The following is a 12,016-nucleotide window of genomic DNA, read 5'->3' on the forward strand; positions in this document are numbered from 1 at the left end:
GACGCGATGCTCTCCTTCCTCGTCCGGCGCGTCGGCCTCATGGTCGTCACGCTGTGGGCGGTCTCCATCGCCACCTTCGTCATCATCAACCTGCCTCCGGGCGACTACGTCGACACCCTCCAGGCGCAGGCGGACGCCCGGGGCGAGTTGATCAACGACGACAAGATCGAAGGACTCCGGGCGAGATACGGCCTCGACGAGCCGTTGTACGCCCAGTACTGGAAGTGGATCTCCGGAATCATCTTCCACCTGGACTTCGGCCAGTCCTTCGGCTACGACATGCGGCCGGTCGGCGACCTGATCTGGGACCGGGTGGGGCTGTCCTTCTTCCTGTCCATCTCCACCATGCTCTTCGCCTGGGCCGTCGCCTTCCCGATCGGCATCTACTCAGCCGTACGGCAGTACTCGGCCGGCGACTACACCGCCACGTTCTTCGGCTTCGTCGGCATGGCCGTCCCCGAGTTCATGCTGGCGCTGATCCTCATGTACATCGGGATGCGCTACTTCGGGCAGAGTCCCGGAGGGCTCTTCTCACCCGAGTACCAGGATGCGGCGTGGAACCTGGGCAAGGTGCTGGACCTGGCCTCCCATATGTGGCTGCCGATTCTGATCATCGGCATCTCCGGCACCGCGGCCACCATCAGGATCACCCGGGCGAACCTGCTGGACGAGCTCTTCAAGCCGTACGTGGTCGCCGCCCGCGCCAAGGGGCTCCCCGAGTGGAAGCTGCTGCTGAAGTACCCCGTCCGGATGTCGCTCAGCCCGTTCTTCAGCACCGTCGGCTGGCTGCTGCCGGCGCTGATCAGCGGCGAGACGATCATCTCCATCGTGATGAGCCTGCCGACCACGGGGCCGCTGCTGCTCACCGGGGTGGAGAGCCAGGACATGTATCTCGTGGGCAGCTTCGTGCTGATCCTCAGCGCCCTCACCGTCGTCGGCACGCTGCTGAGCGACCTGGCGCTGGCCTGGTGGGATCCGCGCATCCGGTACCGGTACGAGGGAGGTTAGGCCCGCATGCTGCTGAAATCCCTCAGGCACAGGCCGTCGGGCGGATCCGGGGAGCCGCCCGCGGAGGACGCACCGCCGCCGGCGGCGGACGGCGATCCCGAACTCGGCCGCGCCTCGCAGTGGCGGCTGGTCTGGCGCAAGTTCCGCCGCCACAAGCTCGCCGTCGCCGGCGCGGTCGTCGTGCTGATCGTCTACCTCGTGGTCGCCTTCGCCGAGTTCCTCGCGCCGTCCTCGCCCCGCACCACCGACGAGCGGATGACGTACGCGCCGCCGCAGATGGTCAAGGTCGACGTCAGCCTCGGCGGCGGGATCGACTTCTACGTCAACGGCTACGAGACCCGCCGCGATCCGGAGACCTTCGAGCTGATCCACACCGAGGACCCCGACAAGCGGATCCCGGTGAAGTTCTTCGCCCGCGGCGACGAATACGACATGTGGGGGGTGCTGCCCTGGGACCGGCACCTGTTCGGCGCCGTCCACGCCGACCAGGAGGTCTACTTCCTGGGTGCCGACAGAGCCGGGCGGGACCTGCTCTCCCGCATCATCCTCGGAGCCCGGGTCTCGCTGTCCATCGGACTGGTCGGCGTCGCGGTCAGCTTCCTGCTGGGGATCCTCTTCGGCGGTGTCTCCGGCTACTTCGGCGGCAAACCCGACAGCCTCATCCAACGGATCATCGAGTTCCTCATCGCCGTGCCCACACTGCCGCTGTGGCTGGCGCTGTCGGCGGCCGTGCCACCCGACTGGGGCCCGCTGATGCGCTACTTCGCGATCACCACGATCCTGTCGGTCGTCGGCTGGACGGGACTCGCGCGGGTCGTACGCGGCCGGTTCCTCTCGCTCCGCGAGGACGACTTCGTCGTCGCGGCCAGACTCGACGGCTGCTCCAGACCCCGGATCATCTTCCGGCACATGGTGCCGTCCATGTCGAGCCACATCATCGCCTCGCTCACCATGGCCGTGCCGGCGATGATCCTCGGCGAGACCGCCATGAGCTTCCTGGGCCTCGGCCTGCAGTCGCCCGCCGTCAGCTGGGGCGTGCTGCTGCAGGAGGCGCAGAACGTGCGCACCGTCGAGACCGCGCCCTGGCTGCTGCTTCCCGGCGTCGCGGTCTTCGTCACCGTCCTGGCCATGAACTTCGTCGGCGACGGCCTGCGCGACTCCGCCGACCCGTACAAGTAGCCGCAGAAGGAACAGAGGGAGACGCCGTGACCGAGGCCCTGACGAAGGCCGCGACCCGGCCCGGGACCGAGACCGTCCTGCGGGTGCGCGGGCTGCGCACGCACTTCGCGCTCGACGACGGCGTGGTGAAGGCCGTGGACGGCGTCGACCTCGACATCGCCCGCGGGGAGACGCTCGCCGTGGTCGGGGAGTCGGGTTGCGGGAAGAGCGTGATGGCGCGCTCCGTCCTGCGGCTCGTGGACCGGCCCGGCCGCATCACCGGCGGCGAGATCTGGGTGAGCCGGCCGCCGGACGGCGAGACGGATCTCGTCACCGCGGACGAGCGCACCCTGCGCAAGGTCCGCGGCAAGCGCATCGGCATGGTCTTCCAGGAGCCGATGACGTCCATGAGCCCCATGCACACGCTCGGCAACCAGATCGGCGAGGCGATCGTGCTGCACGAGCGGGTGACGAAGCAGGAGGCGCGCAAGCGCACCATCGACCTGCTCGGCCGCGTCGGCATCCCCGCCCCCGAGCGCCGCGTCGACGAGTACCCGTTCCAGATGAGCGGCGGCATGCTGCAGCGGGCGATGATCGCGATGGCGCTCTCCTGCAACCCCGAGCTGCTCATCGCCGACGAACCCACCACCGCCCTGGACGTGACCACCCAGGCCCAGATCCTGGACCTGCTGCGCTCGCTGCAGGAGGACTTCGGCATGGCGGTCATGCTCATCACGCACGACCTGGGCGTCGCCGCGCAGATGGCCGACCAGGTCGCCGTGATGTATCTGGGCGCCGTGGTCGAGCGCGGCGATGTCGTCTCCGTCTTCCGCTCGCCCCGGCACCCGTACACCAAGGCGCTGCTGCGCTCCATCCCCAAGCTCGGGGCCCGTTCGCGCGAGCGGCTGACGCCGGTGCGCGGCATGGTGCCGCACGCCTACCGGCGTCCCGCCGGCTGCTCGTTCCACCCGCGCTGCGACGAGTTCGTGCCGGGCCGGTGCGACGTGACGGAGCCGAGCGCCACCCCGGGGCCGGAGCCCGGCCGCGAGGTGCGCTGTCTGCTGTACGAGAGCCAGAACGCAGCGGACGCAGCGGACGACGCGAACGGCACGAACGGCGCGGAGCCGCCCGCGGACGAGGGCGGCGACGAGGGAGGACGGGCATGACCACCACCGGCACCGCCGCCGCGGCGGGCACCGCCGAAGCCGCCGAAGACACCGCGCTGCTGACCGCGGAGGGCCTCACCAAGCACTTCCCCATCCGCCGCGGCCTGTTCAGCCGGACCGTCGGCGCCGTGCGCGCGGTCGACGGCGTCGACCTGCGCATCCCCGCCGGCCGCACGGTCGCCCTCGTCGGCGAGTCCGGCTGCGGCAAGAGCACGCTCGGCCGCTGTCTGCTGCGCGTGTACGAGCCGACCGCCGGCCGCATCCTGTACGCCCCGGACAGCGGCACACCCGTCGACCTCGCCGGGATGAGCGAGCGGGAGCTCGCCCCGTACCGCACCCACATCCGGATGGTCTTTCAGGACCCCTACGCCTCCCTCAACCCCCGCATGACGCTGCTGCAGATCATCGGCGAACCGCTGCGCGTGGGCCTCGGCCTGACCGGCAAGGACCTGGAGGAACGGGTCGCGGAGCTGCTGCGCCGGGTGGGGCTGCGGCCGGAGTACCTGCGGCGTTACCCCAACGCGTTCAGCGGTGGGCAGCGGCAGCGCGTCGGCATCGCCCGGGCGCTGGCGACCCGCCCGCGGCTCGTGGTGGCCGACGAGGCGGTCAGCGCCCTGGACGTGTCGGTGCGCGCGCAGATCCTCAACCTGCTCAAGGACCTCCAGGACGAGGAGGACCTGACCTACCTGTTCATCTCGCACGACCTGGGGGTGGTGGAGTACATGGCCGACGAGGTCGTCGTCATGTACGTCGGCGGGGTCGTCGAGACCGGCGCCACCGACGAGCTGTACGGCGCGCCCCTGCACCCGTACACCGAGGCGCTGCTGTCCGCCGTGCCCGACCCCGACCCGACGGCCCGCCGCCGGGAGCGCATCGTGCTGCGCGGCGAGGTCGCCGACCCCTCCCGGGTGCCGTCGGGCTGTGCGTTCCATCCCCGCTGCTTCTACGCCCGCGACCGGTGCGCCACCGAGGTACCCGCGCTGCGCGAGATCGGCGGGGGCCGCAAATCCGCCTGCCACTACGCCGAGGAACTGACCCTGAAAGGAGTGAACGCGCTGTGACCGACCCGCGATTCGACGGGGTGGTACGGCGCTCGCCCACGGACCCCGCGCTCGGCGAGGCGCTGCTGCCGGCGCCGCACCCGGGCGACAGCCACGCCGCCAACCTGCTGGAGCTGGACGACGGCGACCTGCTGTGCACCTGGTTCAACGGCCCGGAGGAGGGCGACCCGGGCACCGGCGTCGTCGTCTCCCGGCTCGCCGCCGGCGACACGCGGTGGTCGGAACCCGAGGTGCTGGCCGCCGACCCCGAGCGGTCGGAGCAGAACCCCGTACTCGCCCGGGACCCCGCCGGCACCGTGTGGCTGTTCCACCCCTCCAACACCCCGCACGACCAGAAGACCGCGCGGCTGGTCGTACGCACGTCGGCCGACCGCGGGCGCACCTGGAGCCCGCCGCGCACGCTCATGGAGGGGCCCGGCATCTTCGTGCGCAACCCCCCGCTCGTCCTCACCGACGGCTCCTGGCTGCTGCCCGCCTACTGGTGCCGGCCGGAGGGGGAGCACAGCGTGGCGATGATCAGCGAGGACGGCGGCACGACGTGGCGGGGGCACGACCTGCCGGACAGCGACCACCTCGTCCAGATGACCGCCGTGCAGCGCGACGACGGCAGCCTGTTCGCGATGTTCCGCAGCCGCGCGGCCGACCGCATCCACAGCTCCGAGTCCTTCGACCTCGGCCGGACGTGGCGTCCGCTGACGAAGACGGAACTGCCCAACAACAACTCCGCCGTCCAGCTCGTCCGGCTGGCGAGCGGCGCACTCGCGCTCGTCTACAACGACGCCTCGCTGGAGCGCGGCCAGTTCCGGTGGGTCGGCGAGGGAGCTGGCCGGCGCAAGAAGGCGGTGCGTACGCCGCTGACGGTGGCGCTCTCCGACGACGGCGGCCTGACCTGGCCGTACCGACGCGACGTGCAGACGGCCGACGAGGAGTACCGCGACAACGAGCTGGGCTACTCCTACCCGAGCATCCTGCAGACCCGCGACGGCCGGCTGCACCTGGCGTACTCGTTCCTGCGAAAGACGATCAAATACGTACGGCTCGACGAGGCGTGGATCCGGGCCGCGGGCGTACGGGACGACGGCCCGTGACCGTCGAGCGGTGGGGCGTCCACGAGCTGGCGCTGACCGGCCCCGCCGACGGCAACCCGGACGCCGAGGTGCGGCTCGGCGCCGAGTTCCAGCACCGCAACCGCGTCGTCCCGGTCGACGGCTTCTACGACGGCGACGGCCGCTACCGCATCCGCTTCATGCCGGACGCGGAGGGCGAGTGGCACTACGTCACCCGCTCCTCCGCCGCGGAACTGGACGGCGTGCGCGGCTCCTTCACGTGCGTGCCGCCCGCCCCCGGCAACCGCGGCCCGGTGCGGGTGGCCGGCACCCACCGGCTGGCGTACGCCGACGGCACCCCCTACCTGCCCCTCGGCACTACCTGCTACCACTGGACCCATCTGGACGATCACGAGCGCGAGGAGCGGACACTGCGGTCGCTGGCGGCCTCGCCGTTCACGAAGGTGCGCATGTGCCTGCTGCCGACGAAGGGCATGGTGCCGCCGCACCTCGTCTTCGCCGGCGACAGCCCGGACACCCTCGACCGCACGCGCTTCAACCCTGCCTTCTGGGCCCACTTCGAGCGCCGGCTGCGCGACCTCCTCGCGCTCGGCGTCCAGGCCGACGTCATCCTCTTCCACCCGTACGACGGGTTCTGGGGGCTGGACCGGATGTCGCGCGAGGAGGACTTCTTCCTGCTGAAGCACACGCTCGCGCGGCTGTCGGCCTTCCGGCACGTGTGGTGGTCGATCTCCAACGAGTACGACTTCAACACCTGCAAGACCGTCGAGGACTGGGACGCGCTCGGCCGGTACGTCCAGCGGAACGACCCGTACCAGCGGCTCCGCTCGATCCACAACGGCACCCGCATGTACCAGTACGAGCGGATCTACGACTTCGGCAAGCCCTGGATCACCCACCAGAGCATCCAGCACTGGGACGCCCGGCTCACCGCCGGCTGGCGGGACTCCTGCCCCAAGCCGGTCGTCGTCGACGAGATCGGCTACGAGGGCACGGCCGACCGGCGCTGGGGCAACCTCAGCGGGCGGGCGCTCGTCCGGCAGTTCTGGCACGCGGCGGTCGCCGGCGGCTATGTCACCCACGGCGAGGCGTACCCGGACGCCGGCCGCGACGGCACCACCTGGATTTCCGGCGGCGGCCGGCTGCGCGGCGAGAGCGTGCCACGGATCGCCTTCCTGCGCCGCCTGCTGGAGGAGGCGCAGGCCGACCTGCCGCGTGCGCGGCGGGAGGGCACGAGCTGGCTGGAGTACTTCGGCGGGCCCACGCAATCCGCGTACCGCGACGTCGAGCTGCCGGCCGGTGGCACGTACCGCCTCGAACTGATCGACACCTGGCAGATGACCGTCACCGAGCTGGCCGGCGTGCACCGCGGGCGGGCCCGGGTGGAGCTGGAGGGACGCCCCGACATGGCCGTGCGGATCCGGAGAACCCGGAGTACGCCGTGAGCGGGACGGCGGCGGGACGGCCCGCGGGCGCGCCCCGGACGGCGGAGCGCTGGGGCGTCTTCGAACTGCCCGTCCCCGGGCCCGGCGACGAGGTGCTCTTCACCGACGGCGGCGGACGCCGCTTCACCGCCGCCGCGTTCACCGGCGACGAGGGCGGCCGGCTGGTGCGCTTCATGCCGGACGCGGAGGGGGAGTGGCACTACCGGTCGGCGGCGGTCTCCGGCACGTTCACCTGCGTGCCGCCGGCGCCGGGCAATCACGGCCCGGTCCACGTCGCCGGCGCGCGGAGCTTCCGGTACGCCGACGGCCACCCCTTCCACCCGGTCGGCACGTCCGTCGGCGACGCCGGGCCGGCGACGCTGCGGACGCTGGCGGACGCCCCGTTCAACCGCGTACGGCTGCTCGGCTCCGCGGACGTGCCGCTCCGCGTGCTGGACGAACAGGTCGCCGCCCTGCTGGCGCTGGGCATCGAGGCCGAGGTGGACCTGGCCGGGCGGTTCGCCGCGGACCCCGGCGGCCCAGACGGCGCGCGCACCGCGGGCATCGCCGAGACCGTGGCCCGGCTGGCCGCGTACCGCAACGTGTGGTGGCGGGCGCCCCGGGACCCGGACGCCCAGAGCGCGATCCGCGAACACGACCACGGCCACCGGCTGCTGACCGTCCACGGCGGCCCCGCCACCGACTTCGGCGCCCCCTGGATCACGCACGCGAGCCTGCGGCTGGAGGACCCGCACGCGGTCGCCGGTCTCGGCGCCGCGCTCGGCAAGCCGGTCGTGGTCGACGACTGCGGCGCGGAGGGCGACGGACCCGTACCCGGGCGGAGCCTGACCGCGGCGGCGCTGGTCGCCCGCATCTGGGAGGGCGTCTGCCAGGGCGGGCACGCCACCCACGGCGAGGCGTACGGGACGCGGCCCTGGCTCGTCCACGGCGGCGGGCTCGCGGGCGAGAGCGCGCCGCGGCTCGCGTTCCTGCGCGGCATCCTCGACGACGCCCCCGCCTCTCTGGTGCACGACCCGGTCTACTACGACGCCTCGACGCTGGTCGCGCCGGGGGAGTACTGGCTGCAGTACCTGGGCGCGCACCGCTACCCGCACCGCCGCTTCGACCTGCCGCCCGGCGGCTGGCACGTCGAGGTGCTGGACACCTGGCGGATGACGGTCGACCCGCCGCGCCAGGTGGCCGGCGGTCGCGTCGAGGTGCGGCTCCCGGCGGACCCGTACTGCGCGATACGGATCCGCCGGGCACCCGGGGCCTGAGCCGCGAGCGGCCCCGGGCGGTCTGGGGTCACCAGTCGAAGCCGGCCTCGGACTGGCTCTTGATGTAGTTCGGGATGTCGACGGTCTCGGTGATCGTCAGCGCGGAGGACACCTGGAGCCCGTCCTTGAGGACGTGCTGACGGAAGACCGCGTACAGCGGGATGTCCCAGTACTCGGTCTGCTCGTAGCCGTGCACCACGGCATTGCTGCCCCAGAACACGCCGGAGGTGTCGATGCCGTCGAGCGCGGGGGACTCGCTGCCGAAGGCGCCGACCACGGCGTCGGACTGCAGCGTGGGCTTGATGCCGTGGGCGGCCAGTGCGCTCTGCGCCTCCTCGGAGACCAGCCACTTCACCACGGCGAGCGCCTGGTCCTTCTTGGCCGACTGCGGTGGCAGGAACGCGGCGAGGGAGTTCGGCTGGTACGTCGAGTCGTCACCGCCGCCGAGCACGGGCACCGAGACGAGGCCGAGTTCGACGTTCTCGGCGTTGCGGCGGTACTCCTCAAGGTCGTCGGTGTGGATGTAGATCTCGTTCAGCGCGTAGGAGTTGAACTTCCACAGCGTGTCCACCGCCATCGCCACGTGCCCCGTGGTGAAGAAGTCGTCCACGGTGGTGAAGATGTTCCGCGGGATGAACAGGAAGCGCTCCATGTTGGCGCCGAGCTGCTGCCAGCCCTCGGAGGTGATGTCGACCTTCACGTCGCCCGGTGCCGGGTTCTCGCTGCCGGTGGGCAGGAAGGGGTAGAGCCCGAGCTGGTTGAAGTCCAGGTAGTTGTCCGGGTGCTGCAGATAGCCCTTGTAGGCGACCAGGTCCTCTTCCCGGGTGAGCTGGCCGGCCAGCTTGTACGCCCGGTCGTAGGTCGTCCCGTTCTCCGGGTGGTCCACCCCGAAACGGTCGAAGACCTTCTTGTTGTAGAGCAGCACGAAGTCGTCGACGAGCAGCGGCACGCCGTAGACGCCGCCGTCCGAGCGGGACTTGACGATCTCGACCGCGGCCGGGTCGAGCGTGCCGAGGTCGATGCCGGCCGGGCCCAGCTCGTCGCTGAGGTCGCGCAGCCAGCCGAGCGGCTCCAGGTCGCGGTCGATCCGGCGGCGCGGGTCGTCGATGACGATGTCGGGGACGACGCCCGCCGCCGCCAGCTCCTCGTAGCGGACCGGCTGGTCCCAGGTGGCGACCTTGAACTTCACGTCCGGGAAGGCGGCCCGGAGCCGGCCGCCGATGACCGTTTCGAAGAACCCCTCGACCTCGAACGGCTTGTAGTTGACGAGGAAGATGAACAGCTCGTCGTCGCAGACCTCGAAGGGTTCGTCGTAGCGGTTGGGGACCTGCGTGCAGACGGCGCCGGAGGTGGTGGCATACCGGCTGTTCGTGCCCTGAGAGGTCTGTGCCCCAGCCGTGCCCGCGGACACGGCCGGCCCGCCGGCGAGCGCGGCGGCGCCCGCGAGGGCGCCTGTGGTGAAGTTTCTGCGGGTCAGCCTGCGGGCGCTCCGCTTGGCCTTCGAGCCCTGGCCCATGGTCACACAGCTCCTTGGAGAAGAAGAGACGGTCGTGGTGTGACGTTCATTTTTGAGCGTGTGGCATACCATCTGAATGCCACTATCCTCCTGACGGGCGGCTCGGGCGTCAACACCCGTGCACGGGCCGCCTCATGGAGCGGCGGGACGGAGGGAGAACCGTGGACGGGACGGCGGAAGGGCAGGAACTGCGGCTACGGGCCGAGGACATGGTTCTCGGGCTCACGCGGCGGGACGGGAAGGTCCTGCTGGAGCTGTGTCGTACGGGGGAGCGGGAACCGTACTTCCGCGCACCGCTGGACGCGATGCTGGCCGTCTCCACGGGACGGCCCTGGGCTCCCGCGTTCCCCGGCGTGCGCGAGCCGGAGGTGCGGCGCACCGCGGCCGGACTCGCCGTGCACTGCGCGGTCGGGCCACTGGCCGCCGAGGTGGACCTCGCCGTCGGGGAGGGAGCCCTGCACGCGGACGTGACCTGGCGGAACCCGTCCGCGGACACGATCGGGGACCTGGCCGTCGGCCTCGCGCTCCCGCTGCCCGCGGCGCCGCCCGAGTCCGTGACGATGCCGCAGGTACTCTACCGCGGCAACCCGTCGGCCGACCCGGACCGCACCGTGCCCAGGCTCCGCCCCGCCGCGGGCGGCGCGCCCGGCGGGCCCGGTGACGCCGGCGCGCCCGGTGCCCCCGGCGGCGCCGCGTCCGGCGGCCTCGTCGTGGAGGAGCACCGGCTGCCGGTGCCCTGCGTGCACGCGGAGTGGCCCGGACCCGCCGGCCCCCGCTTCCTGACGATGTACGCCCGCACCCCCGGCGACGGCTCCCTCGGCGCCCTGGCCGGCTGGGGGCACCCCCACGCGCGCCTGCGCGCCGTGGGGGAGCACACGACCCTGCTGGCGACGAGCGGGACGCTGATGTTCGACGGCGTCCCGGACGTGGCGTACACCCACAAGTCCACCACCTCCGCCCGCCCGCGCGGATACCGCGAACTGGCCCCCGGCGCCGCCCTGACCACCCGCCACGCGCTCCGCTGGGGCCGGCCCGCCCGGCCCGGCCACGGCTTCCGCGACATGGTGCACCACGGTCTACGGCGGTACGCGCCCGGCGGTGCCCGCCCGCTGTCCCTCGACTCGATCATCGAGCTGAAGACGGCGGCCCTGGACCGCCGGTGGTACGAGGACGGCCACGGCACGGCGGGATACGTGAAGTTCACCGGCTCCGGGCACGTGCCCGGCTTCCTGTACGGCTGGACCGGCCAGTGCCTCAGGCTGGCGTGGTGCGACGCGCGCCTCGGCCTGGAGCACGGCGACGAGACCCGCCTGGAGCGCAGCCGGCGGGCCGTGGACTTCTACCTCGCCGGCAGCGCCGCCGGCGCGCCGCCGGGGCTGCGGATGAGCTTCCACCGCCTCGACGACGGCGGCTGGGCCGCGTTCGAGCGCAACGGCCGCCCGTTCATCTCCGCCCGCGCGTTCGGCGACACCCTCGGCGACCTCGCCGACATCGTCGCGCTGCTGCGCGACCACGGCCGCGCCGTCCCCAGGCACTGGACCGAGGCCCTCCACGAGGGCCTCGACGCCGTCTGCCGCGGCGTGCCGCCCGGCGGCGTGGTCCCGCTCGGCTGGCGGACCGACGGCTCCGCGTACCCCGGGCCGCCCGGCGCCGGCGGACTGCCGTGCGTGCTCGCCCTGCTGAAGGCGGAGCGCGCGACGGGCTCGCGGCGCCACCGTCAGGCCGCCGTGCGGCTGCTGGAGCGCTACCACGAGCGGCACGCGGACGACTTCGCCACGCCCTTCGGCCATGCCACCCTCGACGCGGCGTGCGAGGACAAGGAGGGCGGCATGGCGTTCTTCCAGTGCGCGTACGAACTGCTGCTGCTCACCGGTGAGGACCGCTACCGCGACTGGGCGGAGGCCACCGCCGACTGGCTGCTCACCTGGGTCTACCAGTGGAACCCGCCGCAGCCGCCCGGCTCTCCGTTCGACCGGCGCGGCTTCGACGTCACCGGCTGGCCCGGCGTCAGCGTGCAGAACCACCACGTGGACGTCTTCTTCCCGGTCCCCGAGCTGGCCCGCTTCGGCGCGCTGGCCGGCCGGCCGGAGTACACCGAGCTGGCCGGCATGGTGATCCACGCCCTCGGCCAGGGCATCTGCACCCGGCCCGGCGAATGGGGCTTCGACGACCCCGGCGAGCAGGCCGAGGGCTTCTTCCCCACCGACTGGCAGGAGCGCGGCGGCAGCAACACCTGGAACCCGTCGTGGGTGACGGCGCACGTGCTCTCGGGCGCCCTGCGGCTGCGCGACGCGCCTGCGGCGGCCGGCGGGCGCTGAGCGGCTCCGCCGGGGGCGGGT

Annotated in this window: 9 protein-coding genes; 8 read left to right on the plus strand and 1 reads right to left on the minus strand. The window is 72.4% G+C overall.

Annotation, left to right across the window (positions count from 1 at the left end; all coding sequences use genetic code 11):
* Positions 1–6: 6 nt before the first annotated feature.
* Genes T328_RS23580 through T328_RS23610 form a run of 7 tightly spaced genes read left to right on the plus strand, consistent with a single transcriptional unit; the run spans position 7 to position 8,161 of the window.
* Positions 7–1,008, plus strand: a complete 1,002-nt coding sequence (locus T328_RS23580; protein ID WP_496498141.1) for an ABC transporter permease — start codon at positions 7–9, stop codon at positions 1,006–1,008.
* A gap of 6 nt (positions 1,009–1,014) precedes the next feature.
* The gene (locus T328_RS23585) at positions 1,015–2,187 is read left to right on the plus strand and encodes an ABC transporter permease (RefSeq protein ID WP_496498142.1); all 1,173 of its coding nucleotides are present in this window, start codon (positions 1,015–1,017) and stop codon (positions 2,185–2,187) included.
* A 26-nt stretch (positions 2,188–2,213) separates the two neighbouring features.
* Positions 2,214–3,332 (plus strand): ABC transporter ATP-binding protein, encoded by a 1,119-nt coding sequence (locus T328_RS23590; RefSeq protein ID WP_496498143.1) that lies wholly within the window; start codon positions 2,214–2,216, stop codon positions 3,330–3,332.
* A complete protein-coding gene (locus tag T328_RS23595) occupies positions 3,329–4,393 on the plus strand; it encodes an ABC transporter ATP-binding protein (protein ID WP_496498144.1) in 1,065 nt (354 codons plus the stop codon). Before T328_RS23590 ends, T328_RS23595 begins: the two co-directional genes overlap by 4 nt.
* Complete coding sequence (locus T328_RS23600; RefSeq protein WP_496498145.1) at positions 4,390–5,481, plus strand: sialidase family protein; 1,092 nt, start codon at positions 4,390–4,392, stop codon at positions 5,479–5,481. Before T328_RS23595 ends, T328_RS23600 begins: the two co-directional genes overlap by 4 nt.
* Positions 5,478–6,905 carry a DUF5060 domain-containing protein gene (locus T328_RS23605; RefSeq protein ID WP_496498146.1) on the plus strand — a complete coding sequence of 476 codons (1,428 nt, stop codon included), beginning with the start codon at positions 5,478–5,480 and terminating at the stop codon, positions 6,903–6,905. The genes T328_RS23600 and T328_RS23605 overlap by 4 nt, the downstream gene beginning before the upstream one ends.
* The gene (locus T328_RS23610) at positions 6,902–8,161 is read left to right on the plus strand and encodes a DUF5605 domain-containing protein (protein ID WP_496498147.1); all 1,260 of its coding nucleotides are present in this window, start codon (positions 6,902–6,904) and stop codon (positions 8,159–8,161) included. Before T328_RS23605 ends, T328_RS23610 begins: the two co-directional genes overlap by 4 nt.
* A gap of 28 nt (positions 8,162–8,189) precedes the next feature.
* Here the strand turns inward: T328_RS23610 and T328_RS23615 are convergent, their stop codons facing one another.
* Positions 8,190–9,677 carry an ABC transporter substrate-binding protein gene (locus T328_RS23615; RefSeq protein ID WP_496498201.1) on the minus strand — a complete coding sequence of 496 codons (1,488 nt, stop codon included), beginning with the start codon at positions 9,675–9,677 and terminating at the stop codon, positions 8,190–8,192.
* Positions 9,678–9,838: 161 nt separating this feature from the next.
* Between T328_RS23615 and T328_RS23620 the strand changes: the two genes are divergently transcribed.
* Entirely contained in the window at positions 9,839–11,995 is a 2,157-nt protein-coding gene (locus T328_RS23620) for a hypothetical protein (RefSeq protein ID WP_496498148.1), read from the plus strand.
* The last annotated feature ends 21 nt before the right edge of the window (positions 11,996–12,016 follow it).

The sequence above is a fragment of the Streptomyces sp. CNX435 genome, from assembly GCF_059570575.1.